General features: G+C 66.0%; 23 protein-coding genes. 11 read left to right on the top strand and 12 right to left on the bottom strand.

Translation table 11 applies throughout. The features are described from left to right. Positions 1–71: 71 nt before the first annotated feature. On the bottom strand, positions 72–398 hold the full coding sequence (locus V9L17_RS04560; protein WP_337345405.1) for a rhodanese-like domain-containing protein: 327 nt from the start codon (positions 396–398) through the stop codon (positions 72–74). Positions 399–508: 110 nt separating this feature from the next. Here V9L17_RS04560 and V9L17_RS04555 point away from each other — a divergent pair, with 110 nt between their 5' ends. From V9L17_RS04555 to V9L17_RS04535, 5 genes are all read left to right on the top strand, one after another. After that, the gene (locus tag V9L17_RS04555; RefSeq protein ID WP_337350633.1) at positions 509–1252 is read left to right on the top strand and encodes a peptidase E; all 744 of its coding nucleotides are present in this window, start codon (positions 509–511) and stop codon (positions 1250–1252) included. Beyond that, on the top strand, positions 1245–2693 hold the full coding sequence (locus tag V9L17_RS04550; protein ID WP_337350632.1) for an amidase: 1449 nt from the start codon (positions 1245–1247) through the stop codon (positions 2691–2693). The genes V9L17_RS04555 and V9L17_RS04550 overlap by 8 nt, the downstream gene beginning before the upstream one ends. A gap of 153 nt (positions 2694–2846) precedes the next feature. Next, positions 2847–3065, top strand: coding sequence for a hypothetical protein (locus V9L17_RS04545; protein WP_337345402.1), 219 nt, complete (start codon positions 2847–2849; stop codon positions 3063–3065). Between the two features lie 96 nt (positions 3066–3161). After that, positions 3162–3365: a hypothetical protein gene (locus tag V9L17_RS04540; RefSeq protein WP_337345401.1), complete on the top strand. Its 204-nt coding sequence runs from the start codon at positions 3162–3164 to the stop codon at positions 3363–3365. Between the two features lie 125 nt (positions 3366–3490). Next, on the top strand, positions 3491–3850 hold the full coding sequence (locus tag V9L17_RS04535; protein WP_337350631.1) for a hypothetical protein: 360 nt from the start codon (positions 3491–3493) through the stop codon (positions 3848–3850). Positions 3851–3869: 19 nt separating this feature from the next. Here the strand turns inward: V9L17_RS04535 and V9L17_RS04530 are convergent, their stop codons facing one another. Continuing rightward, the gene (locus tag V9L17_RS04530) at positions 3870–4502 is read right to left on the bottom strand and encodes a DUF4190 domain-containing protein (RefSeq protein WP_337345399.1); all 633 of its coding nucleotides are present in this window, start codon (positions 4500–4502) and stop codon (positions 3870–3872) included. A gap of 71 nt (positions 4503–4573) precedes the next feature. Next, on the bottom strand, positions 4574–5461 hold the full coding sequence (locus V9L17_RS04525) for a nuclease-related domain-containing protein (RefSeq protein WP_337350630.1): 888 nt from the start codon (positions 5459–5461) through the stop codon (positions 4574–4576). A gap of 238 nt (positions 5462–5699) precedes the next feature. Between V9L17_RS04525 and pgm the strand changes: the two genes are divergently transcribed. Continuing rightward, positions 5700–7358, top strand: coding sequence for a phosphoglucomutase (alpha-D-glucose-1,6-bisphosphate-dependent) (gene pgm / locus V9L17_RS04520; protein WP_337345397.1), 1659 nt, complete (start codon positions 5700–5702; stop codon positions 7356–7358). A gap of 74 nt (positions 7359–7432) precedes the next feature. Here the strand turns inward: pgm and V9L17_RS04515 are convergent, their stop codons facing one another. After that, entirely contained in the window at positions 7433–8107 is a 675-nt protein-coding gene (locus V9L17_RS04515) for a metal-dependent transcriptional regulator (protein WP_337345396.1), read from the bottom strand. 291 nt (positions 8108–8398) lie between these two features. On the opposite strand from V9L17_RS04515, the gene V9L17_RS04510 reads away from it, so the two are divergent. Next, positions 8399–8821, top strand: coding sequence for a response regulator transcription factor (locus tag V9L17_RS04510; protein WP_337345395.1), 423 nt, complete (start codon positions 8399–8401; stop codon positions 8819–8821). Positions 8822–8849: 28 nt separating this feature from the next. Here V9L17_RS04510 and V9L17_RS04505 read toward each other — a convergent pair whose 3' ends face one another. Then, complete coding sequence (locus V9L17_RS04505; protein WP_337345394.1) at positions 8850–9455, bottom strand: malonic semialdehyde reductase; 606 nt, start codon at positions 9453–9455, stop codon at positions 8850–8852. Positions 9456–9727: 272 nt separating this feature from the next. On the opposite strand from V9L17_RS04505, the gene V9L17_RS04500 reads away from it, so the two are divergent. Then, positions 9728–11080 carry a uracil-xanthine permease family protein gene (locus tag V9L17_RS04500; RefSeq protein ID WP_337345393.1) on the top strand — a complete coding sequence of 451 codons (1353 nt, stop codon included), beginning with the start codon at positions 9728–9730 and terminating at the stop codon, positions 11078–11080. A 17-nt stretch (positions 11081–11097) separates the two neighbouring features. Here the strand turns inward: V9L17_RS04500 and V9L17_RS04495 are convergent, their stop codons facing one another. The 4 genes from V9L17_RS04495 to V9L17_RS04480 all read right to left on the bottom strand — a co-directional run bounded on the left by V9L17_RS04495 (position 11098) and on the right by V9L17_RS04480 (position 14417). Next, complete coding sequence (locus tag V9L17_RS04495; protein WP_337345392.1) at positions 11098–11967, bottom strand: SGNH/GDSL hydrolase family protein; 870 nt, start codon at positions 11965–11967, stop codon at positions 11098–11100. Further along, entirely contained in the window at positions 11964–12782 is an 819-nt protein-coding gene (locus tag V9L17_RS04490) for a GAF and ANTAR domain-containing protein (RefSeq protein WP_337345391.1), read from the bottom strand. Before V9L17_RS04490 ends, V9L17_RS04495 begins: the two co-directional genes overlap by 4 nt. A 179-nt stretch (positions 12783–12961) precedes the next feature. Next, entirely contained in the window at positions 12962–13468 is a 507-nt protein-coding gene (locus tag V9L17_RS04485) for a hypothetical protein (protein WP_337345390.1), read from the bottom strand. Positions 13469–13517: 49 nt separating this feature from the next. Continuing rightward, positions 13518–14417, bottom strand: a complete 900-nt coding sequence (locus V9L17_RS04480) for an SDR family oxidoreductase (RefSeq protein WP_337350629.1) — start codon at positions 14415–14417, stop codon at positions 13518–13520. Between the two features lie 219 nt (positions 14418–14636). Between V9L17_RS04480 and V9L17_RS04475 the strand changes: the two genes are divergently transcribed. The 3 genes from V9L17_RS04475 to V9L17_RS04465 all read left to right on the top strand — a co-directional run bounded on the left by V9L17_RS04475 (position 14637) and on the right by V9L17_RS04465 (position 16254). Continuing rightward, on the top strand, positions 14637–15131 hold the full coding sequence (locus V9L17_RS04475; protein WP_337350628.1) for a DUF6328 family protein: 495 nt from the start codon (positions 14637–14639) through the stop codon (positions 15129–15131). 73 nt (positions 15132–15204) lie between these two features. Continuing rightward, on the top strand, positions 15205–15867 hold the full coding sequence (locus V9L17_RS04470; RefSeq protein WP_337350627.1) for a DUF6766 family protein: 663 nt from the start codon (positions 15205–15207) through the stop codon (positions 15865–15867). 60 nt (positions 15868–15927) lie between these two features. Beyond that, on the top strand, positions 15928–16254 hold the full coding sequence (locus tag V9L17_RS04465) for a LuxR family transcriptional regulator (RefSeq protein ID WP_337345386.1): 327 nt from the start codon (positions 15928–15930) through the stop codon (positions 16252–16254). A gap of 30 nt (positions 16255–16284) precedes the next feature. On the opposite strand, the gene V9L17_RS04460 is transcribed toward V9L17_RS04465, so the two are convergent. The 3 genes from V9L17_RS04460 to V9L17_RS04450 are packed head-to-tail and all read right to left on the bottom strand — an operon-like array spanning position 16285 to position 19528. Continuing rightward, positions 16285–17271 carry a 3-hydroxyacyl-CoA dehydrogenase family protein gene (locus V9L17_RS04460; protein WP_337350626.1) on the bottom strand — a complete coding sequence of 329 codons (987 nt, stop codon included), beginning with the start codon at positions 17269–17271 and terminating at the stop codon, positions 16285–16287. Between the two features lie 2 nt (positions 17272–17273). After that, the gene (locus V9L17_RS04455; RefSeq protein WP_337350625.1) at positions 17274–17762 is read right to left on the bottom strand and encodes a ribose-5-phosphate isomerase; all 489 of its coding nucleotides are present in this window, start codon (positions 17760–17762) and stop codon (positions 17274–17276) included. Next, positions 17759–19528, bottom strand: a complete 1770-nt coding sequence (locus tag V9L17_RS04450; protein ID WP_337350624.1) for a dihydroxyacetone kinase family protein — start codon at positions 19526–19528, stop codon at positions 17759–17761. The genes V9L17_RS04455 and V9L17_RS04450 overlap by 4 nt, the downstream gene beginning before the upstream one ends. Between the last annotated feature and the right edge of the window lie 39 nt (positions 19529–19567).

The raw sequence follows: 19567 nt of genomic DNA, 5'->3' as shown, positions 1-19567 counted from the left end.
TTAGGGGTTATAAATTGGCGGAACCAGTATCCCGGCCGCTCGATCAACTCAGCACCGGACAGGCGGGCTTGCTAGAGAACCAGGGGCTTCAGTCCGTTGTCCGAAACGAGCGGCCGGCCGGACTCAAGCCACTGGTCCATTCCGCCTGCCACGTTGATTGCCGTGTAGCCCTGTCCGGTCAGCCACTGGGCCGCACGGAAGGAGCGGCCGCCGGTCCGGCAGATCACGAACACGTCCTCATCGGGATCAAGTTCACCAAGCCGCGACGGGAGCTGGTCCAGCGGAATGTGGAGGGCGTCCTCCGCGTGTCCGGCTACCCATTCGTAGTCTTCGCGGACGTCCAGGATCACGGCGTCGGCCGGGATGTCGTTGACTGGCACGGAATCGAAATCGCTCATGGGAGTCCTCTTTCGGAGAATCAGGGTCTCCTTCCAGCCTAGCGCCAGCCGCTCGCCGCGTTCCCGAAGCCAGGGACAAGTTACGCTGTTGCTGACCCGTAGGAGGATCCTTGCCCGCTGAACAGCCCACCATCCTGGCCACCTCTGGAGGCTTCAAACCCGGAGTCCGGACCCGCTTGGAATTTGCCCGCCTGATCCATCACGCCGCCGATCTTTCCGGGGTCAGCGGGCGGCCACCGCGAGTGACGTACCTGGGCACGGCTTCAGGGGACCAACGCTGGTTCAGCGCGGAAATCGACGAGGCCGCGCGGGTTGCGGGCTTCGACTTCAGCCACCTGAATCTCTTCACCATGCCCAACCACCCGGATCCGGAGGCGCACCTCCTCGAGCAGGACGTGGTGTGGGTGGGCGGGGGCTCCGTAGTGAACCTGCTGGCTGTCTGGCGCGCCCACGGGCTGGACAGCGTCCTCCACCGGGTGTGGCAGCACGGCGTGGTGCTGGCGGGGGTTTCGGCCGGATCCATCTGCTGGTACCGGGGCGGCACCACCGACTCCTTTGGACCGGAGCTGCGTGCCGTCACCAACGGACTGGCCTTCCTGCCGTTCGCCAACGGCGTGCATTATGACTCCGAGGAAAGACGACGGCCGCTGGTCCACCGTCTCGTGGCTGATGGGACCTTGGGGGAAACGCACTGCACTGACGACGGCGTGGGTCTGGTCTATCACGGAACGGAACTGGTGGAGGCGGTAACCGAAGTCCGCGGCAAAGGCGCGTACATCGTCACTGCTGAGACTGACGCCTCTGGCGCCAAGGCCGCTTCCGAGAAGCGCCTGGAGCCACGTTTCCTTGGCTGAAATCCACGAGCTGTCCGCCGTCCAGCTGCGGGACTGCCTGCGGTCCGGTGAACTCTCGGCCCGGGAAACAGCTGCCCACTACCTGGCCCGGATCGAATCAGGCAACCGGCTCCTGGGCGCCTTTATCAACGTGACTGCCGAGCAGGCCATGGCCGACGCCGATGCCGCCGATGCAACCTTCGCGCGGCTCCGGCGCGGGCCGTCCGCGTCGGCGTCCGGGGCAGGGGCCGGTGAAGGGTTGCCCCTGCTCCACGGCGTGCCGGTCGCGTTCAAGGACCTGACCGACGTCGCGGGAGTGGTGACCACCCACGGCAGCGCCGCCCTGGACCACAAACCCGCAGTGACTGACGCAGCCCTGGTCACCACACTCAAGGCGGCCGGCGTCGTATCGCTGGGCAAGACCCAGGTTCCCGAGTTCGGCCTGACCGCGTACAGCGAAAACCGCATCGCCCCGCCGTCGCGCAATCCGCACGCCCCCAGCCGGAGTTCCGGCGGTTCCTCCGGAGGCAGCGCCGCCGCGGTTGCCGCGGGGCTGCTTCCGTTTGCCCCCGGGTCCGACGGCGGCGGTTCAGTCCGCATACCAGCCGCGGCTTGCGGACTGGTGGGCCTCAAACCGGGCCGTGGAGTGGTAGCTTCCGGGGAGAGTTCCGGTGATCCGGCGCGGCTGGTGGCGACCGGTCCGCTGGCACGCAGCGCCGCGGACGCAGCGTTGCTGATGGATGCGCTGTCGGCAACGCCCGGAGATACTTACCTCGACTCTGTGGCGCACGAGCCGCGCCCCCTGCGAATTGGCATGACCTTGGACAGCCCCTGGTCCACTACCTTCCCGTTCACCCCCGAACCCGAAGCCCTCGACGCCCTTCGGGTGGGCATGGAACTCCTGGAGCGTGCCGGCCACCGCGTTACCGAAGCTGCCGTCCGGTACGACAACCGCTACCCCGGTGCGTTCACCACTGCCTGGACCGCCGCCGTCGGCACCGCCAAGATCAGCCCGCACCGCGAGGCGCTGCTGGCCCCGCTGACGCGGACGTTCCGGCGGCGGGCGCAGCAGCGCAGTGCGGCCAAGCTCAATGAGGCCCTGGCATTCCTGCGGCAATTCGAACGCGACACCCTCGCCCAGTACGGGCAGTGGGACCTGATGCTGATGCCCACGCTCGCGCAAACTCCCCGTCCCGTGGGCTGGTTCACCGGTGCAGCCCACGGCGACGACCGCTGGCCTGCCGCCGAATGGGCCGGGGACGCCGACGGCGACTACCGGAAACAGTGCGAATACGCGCCATGGTCCTCCATGGTCAACGTCTGCGGATTGCCGGCCATCACCATACCCGTGTACTGGACAGGCGGCGGCCCGGGACAGAGCCTGCCGATGGGCATCCAACTGGTGGGGCCCGCGGGCTCCGAACGGCTGCTCCTCCAGGTGGCGGCACAGCTGGGGTTCTAAGGGCGAAGCACCAGGCTTTGCGATGCCCCACCCTCAACTTCCCAAAAAAACTGGCGCCGACGTAACCCATTGGTAACCGGCCAGGAGCACAATAAAGGGTAGGTCTCACATCAGCGGCAATCGCCGACGGCAAGCACTCAAAGAGGAGCTGCAATGGACATGAACGCTGAGCACCCATTCACCGGCGCTGGGGAAACGGGGGCGCTCAGGTCGGACCTGAGCAATGTCAATGTCCGGGAAGATCTGGCCCGCGCTGGCCGTTGCGCCAACGTCCACTTGGCGACCGGCCGGACCTGCCTGCTGCCGCTCCGGCATCACGGACCCTGCGAGTTCCACAAACCCCAGGAGGCGGACGACATCCTCCGCGGCTGAACCCCACCCACGGAGTGGAATAGCCGTGCATAGGGGGTCGACTGATGGCTGCGACCGGAGGACGATTAAAGGGCAGTCACTATGAGGAGGTCTGTGATGTGCTATTCATCGAGCAAGGACTTCGGGTGGGGCTATAAGAAGGAAGCCGACCGGAAGCCCGAAGCGCGCCAGGAAACACCGCCGGACCGTCCCGAGCCGCACTACACGGCGCAGGACTTCAAGTTCTGGGCCTTCCCGCTCCGCCGGAAGACACCCGCAGCTGAAGAACCGGTTGCTGACCGCACGCACGAGAGAGTCTGACCCCCGCGGGGCCGGAACTCCCAGAAGAAAGGCCTCCCCCGGGGAGGCCTTTCCGCTGGGCGCTCACCTTAGAATCAGGCGGGCATCGTCCATCCGGAAGCTCATCCTGCTGGGATAATGGCTGCATGCTGGGACACTTCGTGCACGCGGCTTCAGTTCGGATGGACCCCGACGCCGACGCTGGAGCGCCGGGCGCCGCCGTCACCCTGGAATTGTGCGGAAGCTGGAGCCACGAACCGCCCTGTCCGCTGGCCCCGCACCACACCAGCCCTGAGCGGAACGGTGCCGCGGTGGACCTGCGGATCGTCTTCGCCGTTGAACCGGCGCGGGAAGCCGAAGTTCGCCGCCGGATAGATAAGGCCCTGGCTTCGGGCTCCCTCACCGGTCCGGACGGGATGAGGACGAACTGGTCCCTGCGGGACAGCCACGCAGGGGTGCTGAGCGCTGCGGAAAGCGAGCAGGCGAAGCGGATCGCCACGTCCTAGGCCGCGCTGGACCGGGTGGTCAGTAAGAATACCCGGACGTGCTGTACATGGCCCCGAACACGGCGACCAGCAACCAGAAGCCGCCGTATCCCAGCAGGCAGAGGTAGCCCAGGACAAGCCCGGTGATGGACAGGCCCTTGCTGGAGGGTTCACGCTTGAGCGCCAGGTGGCCGGTGATGATCGCAGCGACCTGTGGCAGCAGGAACCACCCGAGGATGACCGAGGCGATCCCGCACACCATGCTGGCGATGCTCAGCCCCTTGGGCTCGGCCGGCGCGCCGTAGTAAGCGGGCTGCCCGTACGGATTGGACTGAGCGTAGGGGCTGGAAGGCTGGCCGTAGACACCGGGCGGCTGGCCATACGGGTCGGCAGGCTGCGCGTACGATCCACCGTATTGCCCGCCGGGCTGGCCATATTGGCCGGCGCTGTATTGGTTCTGGCCAAACTGCGGCGGCTCGGACTGTGGCTGGCCGTACTGGCCCGCACCATACTGGGTCTGGCCGAACTGGTTCTGGCCATAAACGGGTGGGGCGGGGATCTCCGTGCCCTGCGGCGGCACAAATTGCGGTGGCTCGTAGCCCGCCGGCGAATCTCCCGAACCGTGGGTGCCGGACCCCTGTGAATCCGGGCGCGGCGTTGGCTGTTCACTCATGATTTTCCCCCTCAAAAGTCTTTGGTCCCAGCCTACCGCCGACACTATGGCGGGACTACCGGCTGACGGGACTACCAGCCCCAAAAAGGCAGGACGTACACGGCAAAGATCACAAAGGCGCCCAGGAGGACGAGCCTGGCCGTGCTGCCGGCAGCGTGATCGTGTGCCCTGGCCTTGCGTCCGCCCGTCCGCGTGGTTCCCCTGCCGCCGTGGCCGGCGGCCACAGGCCGACGAAGCGCGGTCCTGCCTGACTGAACCCGGCCTGAGTGAATCCGGCCCGTCTCTTCCGGTCCCGTCCCGGCGCGCCCATCAGCTGACGCCGCAGTCGCTGCCCTGGTGACAGCCGCGGCACTCATCCCCAGCAGCGCACTTTCGGCCTGCTCCTGAGTCAGCATCTGCCCCAAGTGCGCGTAGAGGCCGACTACGGTCTGCTGGTCCAGGACGGTCGGGAGGGCCCTAACCGCCGCAACAACGCGATCCACCCCGGCCACTGCCACGTCAGAGCTTGTGATGCCGAAGAGACGAGGCTGTGCAGCCATGCAGATCAGTGACCGGACCAGCCGCCTGTGCGGAGGCGCCAGCACGGAGGCTACGGCCGCGCACTGGGCCAGCGCGCCCTCCACGGATTGCGTCCGTGAATAGCGTCCCTGCCAAAGAACGCCCGACGAAACCCGGACCTCGCCGGTCCAGTTCTTGGCATCCACCACCACGATGCCGCCCGGGCCCACGAGCACATGGTCCAGGTTGGCCTTAGGCCGCCCGGGCCAGTGCACGTCATGGAGTACGTACCAGCCGTGCGGGATCAGCTGGCTCAGCCTGTCGGCGATGATCCTTTCGCCCACCGCCCCCGCGTCCCAGGATTTGGTTTGCCGCTCCGCCTGGTCGAGCTGGCGCCTGAGCCGTGCCACCCGTTCCGCAGCCAGCCTGGACTGCTCGGCTGCGCCGTCGCCTGCCGCCATGACCCTTCCCCCACTCTTCCGCCACCCGACGCTGCGGTGAGTCCCGCCGTCGTCCTTGTCCTTACGAGTTTTTTGAAAGTAACAGCGTCGCGGGTGGCCGGTATATAAGTACTTTTAGGCCTGTGTACTCAGGCTGACTACTTGCTTCGCGTCCGTCGCAGCAGATTTTCTTTCGTCATAGGGGCCGGATTTTGGACCCGGCGTTTGGACTCCAGCCCCCGTCTGGCATGCTGGTGCCATGGCTAGCCGCGCGGGCACAGTTGCCCAACCCCAGGACCTTGTTGACATCACTGCGCTCCTTGACGCGTATTACGACATCACACCGGACCTGGGGGACCCCGGCCAGCGCGTGGCGTTCGGCACCTCCGGGCACCGGGGTTCCAGCCTCAAGGCATCGTTCAACGAAAAGCACATCGTCGCCATTACGCAGGCCATCGTGGAGTACCGCGCGGGCCAGGGCATTACCGGCCCCCTCTTCCTGGCCAAGGACACCCACGCCCTGAGCGAGCCGGCGCAGAACTCGGCGCTTGAGGTGCTGGCCGCCAACGGCGTCCACGTCCTGATCGACGCCCGCCACGGCTACACGCCTACACCCGCCCTGAGCCACGCCATCCTGACCTATAACAAGGCTCGGCTGCCCGGGGCGCCCGAGGCCGATGGCATCGTGGTCACGCCCAGCCACAATCCCCCGGCCGACGGCGGCTTCAAGTACAACCCTCCGCACGGCGGACCCGCCGACTCCGACGCCACGGGCTGGATCGCCAACCGGGCCAACGAACTGCTCGAAAATGACCTCCGGGGCGTGAAGCGCATCCCGCTGGCTGACGCCCTCGCCGCAGACAGCACAGGGAAATTCGACTTCCTCAGCAGCTACGTTGACGACCTCCCGTCGGTGCTGAACCTGGACGCCATCCGCGACGCCGGCGTCCGCATCGGCGCGGACCCCATGGGCGGTGCCGCAGTGGACTACTGGGGCGAAATCGGCGAGCGCCACCACCTGAACCTCACCGTAGTGAACCCCACCGTGGATCCGCAGTGGGCCTTTATGACCCTTGACTGGGACGAAAAAATCCGGATGGACTGCTCGTCACCGTCCGCGATGGCCTCGCTGATCAAGCGGATGTCCGACGGCGGTGCTGCCGCCGCCTTTGACGTCGCGACCGGCAATGACGCCGACGCCGACCGCCACGGCATCGTGACCCCCGATGGCGGGCTGATGAACCCGAACCATTACCTCGCCGTCGCCATCGATTACCTCTACCGCAACCGCAGCGGCTGGAACCCGAACTCGGTGGTGGGCAAGACGCTGGTCTCTTCCTCCATCATCGACCGCGTGGCCGAGAGCCTGGGCCGCAAGCTGGTGGAAGTTCCCGTGGGCTTCAAGTGGTTTGTGCCCGGCCTGCTGTCCGGAGAAGGCGCATTCGGCGGCGAGGAATCGGCCGGCGCTTCCTTTAACAAGAAGGACGGCAGTGTCTGGACCACCGATAAGGACGGCATCCTGCTGGCGCTGCTCGCCTCGGAGATCACCGCAGTCACCGGCAAGTCCCCGTCCCAGCTCTACAAAGGGCTAACGGACCAGTTCGGCGCCCCGGTCTACGCGCGCATCGATGCCGCGGCCACACGGGAGCAGAAGGCGGCACTGGGCAAGTTGTCGCCGTCGGACGTCACGGCCACCGAGTTGGCCGGCGAATCCATCATTGCCAAACTGACCGAGGCGCCTGGCAACGGTGCGTCCATCGGCGGGCTGAAAGTGGTCACCGAGAACGCCTGGTTCGCGGCCCGCCCGTCCGGGACCGAGGACGTTTACAAGATCTACGCCGAGTCCTTCAAGGGCGAGGAACACCTCAAGCAGGTCCAGGCAGAGGCCAAGGCCCTGGTGGACGGCGTCATCGCCTAGCGGACAGTCGAGGCTGCGTGCGCTACGTGGCTGCGGCAGTGGGAGCCGGCCGGCGATATGTCGCGGGCCGGGCCCTAGACTGCCACCACCCAGATCGCGTCAGAAGCCGAGGCCCCCAGGTCGATGTCCCGCTCGGGTTCGTGCACCCGGACGGTGGTCACGTCAGCATAGGGGCGGTGCTCCCTGACGGTGAGCCTGGTATCCGGTGCGAGACCCAGCTCGGTGAAATAACGCAGCATCTGCGGATCCGCATCCGAAATGCGCGTGATGGCCACCGTGTCCCCCGCGGCGGTTGCTGTGAGCCGGGTCCCCTCCGGCAGGCTGGGCCGGCCGTCGGCGCCAGGGATGGGGTCGCCGTGCGGATCCCGGGTGGGATGGCCAAGCTTTCGGTCCATCCGCTCGATCAGCGTGTCTGAGACGGCGTGCTCGAGGACCTCTGCTTCATCGTGGACCTCATCCCAGCTGTACCCCAGCACGTCCACCAGGAACGTCTCGAGGAGGCGGTGCCGGCGGACCATCGCGACGGCATGTGCCCGCCCAGCGTCAGTGAGCTCGATACTGCCGTAGGGCGCGTGCGTCACCAACCCCTGTCCGGCCAGCCTCTTGATCCCGTCCGACACGGTGGAGGGCCGCACACCGAGCCGTTCGGCCATCACGCTGACGGTTATCGGGGCCGGGGACCACTCCGTTGCTGACCAAATCAACTTCAGGTAGTCCTGGGCGGCGGAGGATAAATCAGAGACCGGCATGACGCCCATGGTATCAACGCGCAGCCGAATGTTAGGCACACCGAACAAATTTGTTTTGGCAATGAAGCATCCACAACACCACCGAGGGCCTGGCAAACGTCACGCCGGGTTACGGCCTACCAGCCGTCCCTCTCTGCCTCCTGCTTGGCATCGGCGCGCGGCGGTAATGTTCGCCACCGGCCTGCTGGTCCAGGCGTAACCCCACGTCACGGGCCTAGTCGGCGGCGATGTACCCGTCCTGGGGAAACTTGGCGCCCCTATACTTGTCGTAGCAACGGCCGGGGGGCTTCCATGGAAAAACGACGCATCTGTCTTGTCATTGAGGACAATGACGACATCCGCGGATTGATCGGGATGGTGCTGAAACGCGCCGGTTTTGAGATCCGTTCGGTGGCCACCGGCACTGAAGGCATCGCCGGGGCAGCAGATCCGGCCGTCTCCCTCATCACCCTGGACCTGGGGCTGCCGGACATGGACGGCCACGTCGTGGCACGGGCAGTTCGGGCGCTGAGCTCCGCGCCGATGCTGTTCATCACTGCCCGGGCGGAGAACGATGACCTGCTTGCAGGAATGGCCTCGGGCGCCGCCGCCTACCTGACCAAGCCCTTCCGGGCCCAGGAACTTCGGGATGTCGCCAACCAGCTCTGCCCTGACCCCGCAGGCGCCCTGGTAATCACGGGCGACCAGGGGGAACTGGCGAAGCGACGCACCTAAAAGTACCTCTTGCGTCGCTGCCGGACTGCTAGACGGTGCGGACGACGTCGTCGTAGCTGAACTTGGGCTTCGCGGCACCCCAGGCGCCCTCACCGGGCTGCCCGATATTGACCACCAGGAAGCTCTTCTGGTCGCCGGCAGGGAAGAAAGCGGCGTCGATGGCGCCGAAATCCGCTCCGGTCATGGGTCCGGCTGCGAAACCAAGCGAGCGGACGGCCAGGATGAAGTAGCCTGCCTGGAGGTGGGCGTTGTTGTTGCCGGTGGAAGCTGCAAGCTCCGGTGAGGCGTCGTACATGGCCTTGGGCGCGTTGTAGCCGGGGAGGAAGTTATCCCACTGGCCGGCCCAGTCGGTGTCATAGCTGAGGATCGCCACAAGCGGCGCGGAAGCGGTCTTGGCCTTGTTGCCGTTGGACAGCGCATCCACGAGCTTGGCGCGGGCTTCATCGGAGCGGACGTAGGTGACGCGCAGCGGCTGTGAGTTGAAGGCGGTGGGGCCGAACTTGGTGAGCTCATAAATGGCGCGGGCCTGGTCCTCGGTCACCTCACCGGTGAAGGAGTTGGCGGTGCGGGCCTCGGCAAAGATGGCGTCGACGGCGGCCGAATCGATGGCCGCTTCTTCGTGGGCAATAGTCATTGGCTTACCTTTCGCTGCGCAGCCTCGCCGGACGGCGGCTGTCTGTTCCTCTTCCTATGGTTGCAACTTCAAGCGATTGGGTCCTCTTCCCGTGACCCCACGTGACGTTGCACACAGCATGGCACGCGGGCCTGGAACCAAGGGTTGTTCGAAGATCCTGACGTTGACGGCAAGGAACCGCGGACACGCTTAGGAACCGAAGGCAGCGCGGTATTCTTGCAGCGGAAGATCCCTGCCACCTTGCGGCAACCCCCCTTTGAAAGGCCCACGCCATGAGCATGCTTGGAATGAAATGGAAGCTCCACGGCACCGGCAAGTCGATCCGGCCCGGCCACGTAGTTGGCCCCGATGAGCGGCTGGCATGGCCCTTGACCATCGGGGTGGGGATGCAGCATGTGGTGGCCATGTTCGGTGCCACGTTCCTGGTCCCCATCATCACGGGCATGCCGCCGGCCACCACCCTGTTCTTCTCCGGCATCGGCACGCTGCTGTTCCTGGTCATCACCAAGGGCCGTGTGCCCAGCTACCTCGGCTCCAGCTTCGCCTTCATCGCCCCCATCATGGCGTCCCAGCAGCAGTTCGGCGTGCCCGGCGCGCTGGGCGGAGTGGTGCTTGCCGGCGTCGCACTGGCCCTGATCGGTGCGATTGTGCAGAAGTTTGGCGCGGGGTGGATCAACCGGCTGATGCCGCCGATCGTCACCGGTGCCATCGTGGCGCTGATCGGCCTGAACCTCGCCCCCGCCGCCAAAATGAACTTCGACGCCGCCCCCATCACCGCCGTCATCACACTGGCCACTATCATCCTGGTCAGTGTCCTTTTCCGCGGAATTATTGGACGGCTCAGCATCCTGGTGGGCGTTGTTGTGGGCTACCTGGTAGCCATGCTGCGCGGCGAAGTGAACTACGAAAAGATGGACGCCGCCGCCTGGGTTGGCCTGCCGCAGTTCCAGACGCCGGAATTCCACTTCGGCGTCCTGGGCCTCTTTGTTCCTGTGGTGCTGGTACTCGTGGCTGAGAACATCGGCCACGTGAAGTCCGTGGCAGCCATGACGGGCCAGAACCTCGACGGCGTCTCCGGCCGCGCGCTGATGGCCGACGGTGCGGCCACTGTCCTGGCCGGCCTTGGTGGCGGATCCGGCACCACCACCTACGCAGAGAACATCGGCGTTATGGCCGCCACGAAGGTCTATTCGACGGCGGCGTACTGGGTTGCCGGGGCCTTCGCCATCGTCCTCAGCTTCTCGCCAAAGTTCGGCGAACTGATCGCCACGGTGCCGCCCGGGGTACTGGGCGGTGCTGCCACCATGCTGTACGGGATGATCGGTATCCTGGGCGTCAAGATTTGGGTGCAAAACAAGGTCAACTTCTCCAACCCCGTGAACCTGACTACGGCCGCCGTGGCCCTGATCATCGGCATTGCCGATTACACCTGGACCATCGGGGAGCTGAAGTTCACAGGTATTGCGCTGGGCTCGGCAGCAGCCCTGGTCATCTACCACGGCATGAAGGCGATCGCGAAGGCCAGGGGCACGGCAGCGGAACCGGAAACGGAGCAGTCAGGGCTGCCGCCGGCCGTCAAAGCAGCGGTCAATGCGGCGGCCAAGCGGGCACCGAAGAAGCGCTGACCCGGGCAAGGCTCCAGTTAGGCGGCGCTGCTCCCGCCGATGAACGGTCCCGGCGGGCTGCCGATGCCAAAGACCGGGCCGGGTTCGGGCCGTTTGGCGTGCAGCCCTTCGTCTTCAGCCGTGTGCGGCCTGAGCTGCCTGAGCACCCACGGAACCAGGTACTCGCGTGCCCAGATAAGGTCCTCCGCCCTGGCCTGGCGCCAGCTGCGCGGCGGCAACTGCTTGGGCTGCAGCGGCATCAGGGTGTGCGGGACACCCAGGGCATTCAGCACAGCCGCCGCGATGGTGTGGTGCCCGAGCGGAGAAAAGTGCAGACGGTCAGGATCCCACATCCCCGGATTTGAGAGCTCACGGAGGAACCACAGATCCACCATCACGGCATCGTGGCGGGCGGCTACGGCATGGAGATTTTCATTGAAGATCGCCACTTTCCCCCGGATCTGCCCGAAAACCGGAGTGGCTCCCCAGTCCGGTCCGGCGAAGAGGACCACTGTGGCGCCGGATCTGGCCAACTGGCCAACGCCGTCGTCGATTTTTTCCGCCAGCCGGTCAGGGTCACTCCGCCGGAAGACGATGTCGTTGCCGCCGGCGGACAGCGTCACCAGGTCCGGTTTTAGAGCCAGGGCAGGTTCCACCTGCTGGTCGAGGATCTGCTGCACCAACAGGCCCCTGACGGCGAGGTTGGCGTAGGCGAAATCCGGCTGGTTGGTGCTGAGTTCTTCGGCCACGCGGTCTGCCCAGCCGCGCAGCCCTCCTTCACTGAGCGGTTCAGGGTCCCCCACTCCCTCGGTGAACGAGTCCCCGAGCGCGACGAACCGGTGCCAAGGATGCGGTGCAGGGTCCGCAGGGCCATCCCGGGATGGCCGTTCCTGCTTCCAGACGTTCATGCCGAACTCCCTGTCTTGTAGGGCCCCTTTTTGCGGGCCGGTGATTCCACTGCCATGAGTCCGGCGAAGCCTGCATCGTCCAGGCCCGGGGTTACCGGGTCCCGGCGCGAGGCCGCCACAATATTCAAGGCAGCGTCGCGAAGCCCCTGATTGTTGTGCTTCGCGACGGTTCGGAGGTACTGGAGCGCTACTTCACGGCTGAGCCCGTAGTCGGCCATCAGGGCGCTGATGGCGAGGTCCATCAGCACCATGGAGCTTTGGGCTACGGCAAGTTCGGCACTGGCCTCCGCGCGTTCGGCTACCCGCAGCACCACGCGAAGCGCCCTGGCTACTTCCCGTGCGTACGCGCGCGTCAGGACGATGTCCTCGCTGGTGAAGGCATGCGGTGTGGAGGCGTAAAGGTTGATCGCTGCGCTGGATCCCGCCGTGGATACGATCGGCATGCAGAGCAGGGACCTGACGCCGTGGTCAGCAGCGGCGGCGGCGTAGCCTGGCCATCTCCTGTCCCGCGCGGTGTCGGCCAGGTGGACAAATTCGCCTGAACGTATGGCCTCCAGACCCGGTCCGTCCTCGAACGAGCATTGCTCCTGGTCTGCGGCCCTGGCCACGTCGCTGCCTGCAGCGATGGTATGCGCGTCCCCGTGGCGGAAAAACGTGGCGGCCCAACTGATGCCGCGGCGGTGGCCATCGATGCGCCGCATGAACTCATGGGTGACCTCACCAAGGAAGCTCTCCACTTCCTTGCTGTCGAACACCACATCCTGGGAGGCCGGGAGTGACTCCCAACCTGCATCCCCCGGGGTCTCCGCAACCATGGTCCACGCCTCGCTACGATACGAGCCGGCCCACTTCAAAGCCTGTTACTAGGATACGTCCGCGAACGGCCCTACAGGCCGGTTCCAGACTGAAAGTAACTGGTGTGCGGCACGAAAAAGGGTGCCGTCCGGCACGGAGCCGGACGGCACCCAGGCAGACGCCGGGCGGCACCGGCAGGTTAGCCGGCGTCGAAACTCTCGTCGTCGTCGTCCTTTGGCGCCTTGTCCGCGGGCAGATCGTTCCCGCTTCCGTCCGGAAGGCCGGCCGCCTCCTGCCCGGACTCAGACGAGAACGGCTCGGAGCCTTGCTCATCAGCGTTGGATTCGTTGATCTCGGCCTCCGCGGAGGGCACGTCCGCATCGCGGGGTACCGGCGGCTCCCCGGGCTCGAATCCGGGATCGTTGGTGTCGGTTTCGGCGTGGTACTGCTCGTCCGTGCCACCAAAGCGTCCGGCGCCGGGCTCGCCGGCACTGTCCTGGTCCTCTTCGGCCAGGTGACCGAGGTTGGGCGTGCCCGTGGGGAAGGTTTCGCCCGAGGTGCTGTCCTGGTTCAGGCCCGCGGCGTCGAAGTCCTCTTCCTCGCGGGGCTGCGCGAACTGCTTGTTATCGGCACCGCCCATCTCCTGCTCCGCGGTGGGCGTGCCGTAGCCCCCGACTTCCTCTTCTGGCTGGTTGTCCTGACTCATGGTTCCTCCTGTTGTGGATGTGGATGAATCTGACGTGCAAACTTCTTCGCTATAGCCCCTTGCCGCCGGTCACTGGCAGCACGGCACCCGAAATGTAGGACCCCTGGTCGGAGGCGAGCAAGACATAGGCCGCTGCGAGTTCGGCGGGCTGGCCCGCGCGCTGCAGGGGGGTGTCCTGACCAAACTTGGGCAATTTGTCCGGCCACTCGGTGGCCGGGATCAGCGGCGTCCAGATAGGACCCGGGGCCACCGCGTTCACGCGGATCCCCTTTGGTCCCAGTTCCTGGGCGAGCGCCTTGGTAAAGGCCACCTGCGCCGCCTTGGTCATCGCATAGTCGATCAGCCCCGGCGAGGGATTGAAGGCCTGAATGGAGGCGGTGGTGATGATCGAAGCACCGGCTTTCAGGTGCGGAACCGCGGCGCGCGCGGTCCAGAGCAACGAGTACAGGTTGGTCTGGAATACCCGATCGAACTCCTCAGTGGGAAGCGACTCGAAGCTCTCGCGGTTCTTCTGGTATGCCGCGTTGAGCACCACGACGTCCAGGCCACCAAACTCAGCCACCGTATCCTCCACAATCCGGGTGCTGAATTCCTCCTGTCGCCCGTCGCCGGGCAGCAGCAGGGCGCGCTTGCCAGCTTTCCGGATCCAGTCGGCGGTGTCCTGGGCGTCGTCCTCCTCCTCCGGGAGGTAGGAAATCGCGACGTCGGCCCCCTCACGGGCGAAGGCAATGGCCGCCGCTTTGCCGATTCCGGAGTCGCCGCCGGTGATGAGCGCAGCTTTGCCTTCAAGTGCGCCATGGCCTTCGTAGCTGTGCTCGCCGTGGTCCGGCCGCGGGTCCATGGGTGCCGTGAGGCCGGGTTGTTTTTGTTCCTGCTCCGGGAAGGGCCCGGAGTGGTAGCCGCCCCTGGGGTCGGTGGGCGGGTCGGTCTGTTTCTGCGTATCGCTCATAGTCCACCTACTCACGTCAATCGGTTTTCGAAGGGCTCCTGCTTGCGCCGGTTCTTCGAAACTATCCCGCTGGGCGAAGCAAAGTCCACCGTTCAGGCTGAATAATCAGTAAACTTATCAAACGTTGATCTTGGCGCAACTTCAGCCTAGTTTTGGAGCACGCGGCGCCGCAGGAGGATCCCCGCGGCGAGGCAGCAACCAGGCGGAGAGGGAGAAGGCATGTCTGACGTGGAGGACTACACCGGAAGCACAGGCCGCAACGAGACCCGGGAGGAGCAGCTGGACCGCAACTGGGCCGAACTCCTGCAAGAGCTCCGCGTGCTGCAGACCGGTGTCCAGATTCTCGCAGGCTTTCTTTTGACCCTTCCTTTCCAGGAGCGATTCGAACACCTCGACGATTTCCAAGTCACCCTCTATCTTGTCAACGTGGTCATCGCCGCGCTCACCACTGCCTTTATCCTGCTTCCCGTCAGCGTGCATCGCCGGCTGTTCCGGCAGCGCCTCAAGGCGACGCTGGTCTCAAGCGCCGATTCCATCACCAAGATCGCGCTGGCTGGGGTTGCCATGCTCAGCGTTGGAACGGCAGCCCTGGTCTTTGATGTCACTGCGGGCCGCTCAGCGGGCCTGACTGCCGGCGGAATCCTGCTGGCCATCCTGCTGGTGCTGCTGATCTACGTCCCACTGCGGCTGAACCACCGCGCCAAGGGACGCTAGCCAGGCTCCTAACCGCGCTAAGCCAGTCCCGGCAAGACCAGACGATCAGCAAACCTCAGAAGGTGGAGCAACAATGCGCACATGGGCCAAAGAGCACGGGTTGCTGCTCGCCAACGCCGGCTTATTCGTGGTGTTCTTCGGCGGGATGATCCTGTCCGGCGCAGCTGCATACAGCGAGGAACAGGCGGCGCATGGCCAGCAGGCGGTGACCACCCTTGAGTACCTGTCCACTGGAAACTTCGTGGAGGCCACCTTCGAAAACTGGGAATCGGAATTCCTGCAGATGGCCATGTACGTCATCCTGACGGTCTTCCTGTTCCAGAAGGGCTCCTCGGAGTCCAAACCGATGGGCAAGAAGGCGCCGCAGGACCAGGATCCGCGCGATGCGACCATCAAGGACGCCACTCCCTGGCCGGTGAAGCGTGGCGGCCTGGTGCTCAAGATCTATGAGCACTCACTGTCACTGCTCCTCCTGGCCCTCTTTGTCTTCTCCTTCACCATGCACGCGCTGGGCGGCACGTCGGCGTACAACGAGGAACAGCTCAGCCATGGAGAGTCCACCGTTACGGTCTTGGAGTACTTGGGAACCAGCCAGTTCTGGTTCGAGTCCTTCCAGAACTGGCAAAGCGAGTTCCTCGCCGTAGCCGTCCTGGTGGGAACGTCCGTGTACCTCCGCGAGAAGGGCTCCCCGGAGTCCAAGCCGGTGGCCGAGCCGCATTACGAGACCGGGGCGTAAGCCGCGCTTTCGGACCTTTGGAAACACCCATCCCGAACAGGACCTGGACAGGAGAGTTCCATGCGAAGAATGCTGAGGACCATCATCGTGGCGCTGGCAGTGCTGACCGCTGCACCGCTGGCCGCGGCGGCCTATGCCACGCCAATGGCAACCCAAGGGGTTGAGGCCAAAGCCCTGGAGGCGCAGGCAGCAGTACCTGCTTCCACCGCCAGCCCCTCCCCCACCGATCCGGCCTCAACCGGCCCGGCCAACCCGGGCACGGGTGAAACGGGCGACGCCGAAGCGACGCGGGTGGACTACGCACCGTGGGTGATCGGCGCCGTCGCCCTGGTCACCCTGGTGGTGGTCCTGATCTGGCGCCGCCGGAGGAACACCACCATCGTCTAGCGGCGTCTCCGGTCAGAGGCCTTTCGCTTTTCATCCAATAGGCGCCGGACCCAGCTCATCAAGCAGCTTCTGCATGGCCACATAGGCCTTGTTGCGGTAGGCGATCAGCTCTGGTGTGCGCTCCGCGGGGACGTTGAGGAAGCCGGCGCCGGTCTTGGTGCCAAGCTTTCCGGCCTCCACCAGGTCGCTCAGGATCCTCGGGGTGGCGAACCGTTCAGGGAACTCCTTCTGCAGGGATTTGTAGCAGAAGTTGTACACGTCCAGGCCGGCCATGTCGGCGATGGCGAACGGGCCGAAGAATGGCAGCCGGAAGCCGAAGGTGGTGCGGACCAGGGTGTCCACGTCGTCCGCCGTCGCAATGCCCTGCTCCACCAGCTGCGCCGCCTCGTGGAACAGCGCATACTGCAGGCGGTTGAGCACAAACCCGGTGGTGTCCTTGACCACGGCGGTCTGTTTGCCGGCTGCGTGGACCAGCTCACGGACCGCGCCCACGGTGGAGGCGGATGTTCCGGCGTGCGGGATGATCTCCACACCGGGAATGAAGGGCGACGGGTTCGAGAAATGCACACCCAGGAACCGCTCCGGGTTGCTGACCGGCCCGGACAGTTCGGCGATGGAAATGGTGGAGGTGTTGGAGCCGATGATGGCGTCCGGCCGGGCCGCTGCACTGATGCGGGCCAGCGTCTGGTGCTTGATGGCCAGGATTTCGGGGACCGCCTCTTCGATGAAGTCCGCGTCCGCCACCGCTTCCTCGATGTCCTTCGCGGCCCACAGGTTCTGCTTCAGGATCTCGGTGGAACCTTCTGGGAACAATCCATCGGCCACGAACTGGTCGGACTCAACCAGGAGCCGGTCGTAGTTTCCCTGGGCCACCTCGGCGGACACATCGGAGAGAGCCACACGGGCCCCGCCCAGAGCCAGGACCTGCGCGATCCCGCCGCCCATGTAGCCGGAGCCCACGATGGCGATCTTCCGGGCGCCGCCGGTGCTGGTTGGGTGGGATGAATTCTTGGTCATGATCAGACTGCTTTCGTGGATTCGGGTTCGTAGGAGCAGATGGCGTCCACCTTCGCGGCGGAGGCCGAGGTCTCGTCAAACCGGTAGCCGAGCCATTCGCCCACCAGTTTCTTGGCCAGTTCCAGGCCGATGACGCGCTGGCCCATGGTGAGGACCTGCGCGTTGTTGCTCAGCACCGAGCGCTCCACCGAGTACCCGTCATGGGCCGTGACCGCCCGGATTCCCGGGACCTTGTTGGCCGCGATGGCCACGCCCAGTCCGGTGCCGCAGATCAGCAGGGCGCGGTCCGCCTCACCCCTGGCCACCTTGCGGGCTGCGTCGACGGCGACGTGTGGGTACGCGGTATTGTCGCCGGCACCAACGCCCACGTCCAGAACGGACGCAACGCGGCTGTCAGCTTCGAGCAGCGCCTTCAGCGCGTCCTTGTACTCGACGCCGGCCTCGTCGTTCCCGATAACGATCCGCCATCCTGCCGCATCACCGGCGCTCATGCCTGAGCCCCGTTTCCGGCCACCAACGCGGCCGCCCTGGGAGAAGACAGGGGTGGTGGCGACTCGAAGTAATCAGATACCCGGGTGGCGATCAGGGCAAAGGACACCGCTCCGGGATCCGGATGGCCCAGGCTCTTTTCGGCCAGCGGCCGCGCCCTTCCCTTCAGCGGGCGCAGGGATGCGGTGGCGTCGGCCGCCTGCCGGGCGGCGGTCACCGCGGCGGTCAGCGCCCCGGTCACTGGCGTGCCGTCGTCGAACGCGGTCACGAAGGCGTCCCGGAAGGGAAGCAGTGCGTCCACCATGGTCTTGTCGCCCACATCAGCCTTGCCCAGCGTGGTGACGGCGTCTGCGAAGGCGGTCACTGCGGCCGCTGCGTCCCCGCCGCTGTAGGAGTCCTTGTTGCCGAGGGCCCGCCCGGCCGCCGTCAAGGCGGATCCCCAGAGCGCCCCCGAGGTGCCGCCGGCGCGCTCGCTCCACGCTTCGCCCGCCGCGGTGAGGACGCGGTGAACCGACAATCCCGCGCCAACAGCTTCCCCGGCCGCTGCCACCGCGGCGTCCACGCCCCGGCGCATGCCGACGCCATGGTCGCCGTCGCCGGCAATGGCATCCAGCCTGCCCAGTTCGCGTTCATGGACGACGACGGCGTCCCTCGCCTGGGCGAGCACGGCGGCTGCCAGCCGGCCAAGCCCGGCTGCTGCCGCCGTCGTATCTTCCTCCTCGGTGGCCAGGGCACCTTCCGGTGCGGCCAGTTCCCGCCGAGACCGCGGTGCCAGGCTGCCCTTACGGTACCCGGGGGTGTCGGCCGGGGCAGTCCAGAAGCGCTCCAGTTCGTCATCCAGCCACAGCAGTGTGAGGGACAGGCCGGACATGTCCAGGCTGGTGACCAGCTCGCCGCATTCCGGCTCCACGATGGTCAGGCCGGCGGCGGTGAGGAGCTTGTCGATCTTGCCGAACAGCAAGAACAGTTCCTCGTACTTCACCCTGCCGAGGCCGTTGAGGATGGCCACTACGCGGTTCCCGGCATCATCGGGCCTCTCCCGGAGCAGGCCTGAAACGAGCAGTTCGGCCAGTTCGGACGCCGTAGGCATGGGATGGTCGGAGATCCCGGGTTCACCGTGGATGCCCAGCCCGAGCGACATCCCGTCGGCCGGCACGTGAAACAGCGGTTCGGCAGCGCCAGGCAGGGTGCAGCCGTCGAAAGCCACGCCGAGGGACCGCGTGCGGTGGTTGGCCAGCACGGCGAGCCGTTCGACGGCGTCCAGGTCAAGTCCCGCTTCGGCTGCTGCGCCGGCGATCTTGAAGACGGTCAGGTCACCGGCGATCCCCCGGCGCTTGTCGATCTGGTCCAGCGGGGCGCTGGCAATGTCATCCGTGACCAGGACGGTGCGGGTCTCGATGCCTTCGGCGTTGAGCCGCTGCTGCGCCTCGCCGAAATGGATCACGTCCCCGGCGTAGTTGCCGTAGCTGAACAGCACGCCGCCGCCTGCGTTGGCCGCCTTGGCCACCCGATACGCCTGCCCGGCGGATGGCGACGTGAAGATGTTGCCGCACACGGCGCCTGCGGCGAGGCCTGGCCCCACCAGGCCGGCGAAGGCCGGGTAGTGGCCGGAGCCGCCGCCCACCACCACGGCCACCTGGCCGGCGGGCACCTCGGTGGAGCGGACCACGCCGCCGTCCACCCTGGCCACGTAGCCGCGGTTGGCTGCCACGAGGCCGTCCAGTGCCTCCTCCGCAAAGTCGGCGGGGTTGTCAAAGATCTGGGTCATGGTTTCCTCATCGAATCCTTGGGTTGAAAACGCCGTGAT

This window comes from Pseudarthrobacter sp. CCNWLW207, assembly GCF_037203945.1.
Taxonomy (GTDB): domain Bacteria; phylum Actinomycetota; class Actinomycetes; order Actinomycetales; family Micrococcaceae; genus Arthrobacter.
The sequence above is the reverse complement of the archived record's forward strand: the minus strand, read 5'-3'. Positions and strand labels throughout refer to the sequence as shown.

What these genes read in the sequence shown, in the direction of transcription:
- V9L17_RS04560 (WP_337345405.1), bottom strand. Translation starts at nt 398, where the DNA reads ATGAGCGATTTCGATTCCGTGCCAGTCAACGACATCCCGGCCGACGCC.
- V9L17_RS04545 (WP_337345402.1), top strand. Translation starts at nt 2,847, where the DNA reads ATGGACATGAACGCTGAGCACCCATTCACCGGCGCTGGGGAAACGGGG.
- V9L17_RS04540 (WP_337345401.1), top strand. Translation starts at nt 3,162, where the DNA reads ATGTGCTATTCATCGAGCAAGGACTTCGGGTGGGGCTATAAGAAGGAA.
- V9L17_RS04535 (WP_337350631.1), top strand. Translation starts at nt 3,491, where the DNA reads ATGCTGGGACACTTCGTGCACGCGGCTTCAGTTCGGATGGACCCCGAC.
- V9L17_RS04530 (WP_337345399.1), bottom strand. Translation starts at nt 4,502, where the DNA reads ATGAGTGAACAGCCAACGCCGCGCCCGGATTCACAGGGGTCCGGCACC.
- V9L17_RS04525 (WP_337350630.1), bottom strand. Translation starts at nt 5,461, where the DNA reads ATGGCGGCAGGCGACGGCGCAGCCGAGCAGTCCAGGCTGGCTGCGGAA.
- pgm (WP_337345397.1), top strand. Translation starts at nt 5,700, where the DNA reads ATGGCTAGCCGCGCGGGCACAGTTGCCCAACCCCAGGACCTTGTTGAC.
- V9L17_RS04515 (WP_337345396.1), bottom strand. Translation starts at nt 8,107, where the DNA reads ATGCCGGTCTCTGATTTATCCTCCGCCGCCCAGGACTACCTGAAGTTG.
- V9L17_RS04510 (WP_337345395.1), top strand. Translation starts at nt 8,399, where the DNA reads ATGGAAAAACGACGCATCTGTCTTGTCATTGAGGACAATGACGACATC.
- V9L17_RS04505 (WP_337345394.1), bottom strand. Translation starts at nt 9,455, where the DNA reads ATGACTATTGCCCACGAAGAAGCGGCCATCGATTCGGCCGCCGTCGAC.
- V9L17_RS04500 (WP_337345393.1), top strand. Translation starts at nt 9,728, where the DNA reads ATGAGCATGCTTGGAATGAAATGGAAGCTCCACGGCACCGGCAAGTCG.
- V9L17_RS04495 (WP_337345392.1), bottom strand. Translation starts at nt 11,967, where the DNA reads ATGAACGTCTGGAAGCAGGAACGGCCATCCCGGGATGGCCCTGCGGAC.
- V9L17_RS04490 (WP_337345391.1), bottom strand. Translation starts at nt 12,782, where the DNA reads ATGGTTGCGGAGACCCCGGGGGATGCAGGTTGGGAGTCACTCCCGGCC.
- V9L17_RS04485 (WP_337345390.1), bottom strand. Translation starts at nt 13,468, where the DNA reads ATGAGTCAGGACAACCAGCCAGAAGAGGAAGTCGGGGGCTACGGCACG.
- V9L17_RS04480 (WP_337350629.1), bottom strand. Translation starts at nt 14,417, where the DNA reads ATGAGCGATACGCAGAAACAGACCGACCCGCCCACCGACCCCAGGGGC.
- V9L17_RS04475 (WP_337350628.1), top strand. Translation starts at nt 14,637, where the DNA reads ATGTCTGACGTGGAGGACTACACCGGAAGCACAGGCCGCAACGAGACC.
- V9L17_RS04470 (WP_337350627.1), top strand. Translation starts at nt 15,205, where the DNA reads ATGCGCACATGGGCCAAAGAGCACGGGTTGCTGCTCGCCAACGCCGGC.
- V9L17_RS04465 (WP_337345386.1), top strand. Translation starts at nt 15,928, where the DNA reads ATGCGAAGAATGCTGAGGACCATCATCGTGGCGCTGGCAGTGCTGACC.
- V9L17_RS04460 (WP_337350626.1), bottom strand. Translation starts at nt 17,271, where the DNA reads ATGACCAAGAATTCATCCCACCCAACCAGCACCGGCGGCGCCCGGAAG.
- V9L17_RS04455 (WP_337350625.1), bottom strand. Translation starts at nt 17,762, where the DNA reads ATGAGCGCCGGTGATGCGGCAGGATGGCGGATCGTTATCGGGAACGAC.
- V9L17_RS04450 (WP_337350624.1), bottom strand. Translation starts at nt 19,528, where the DNA reads ATGACCCAGATCTTTGACAACCCCGCCGACTTTGCGGAGGAGGCACTG.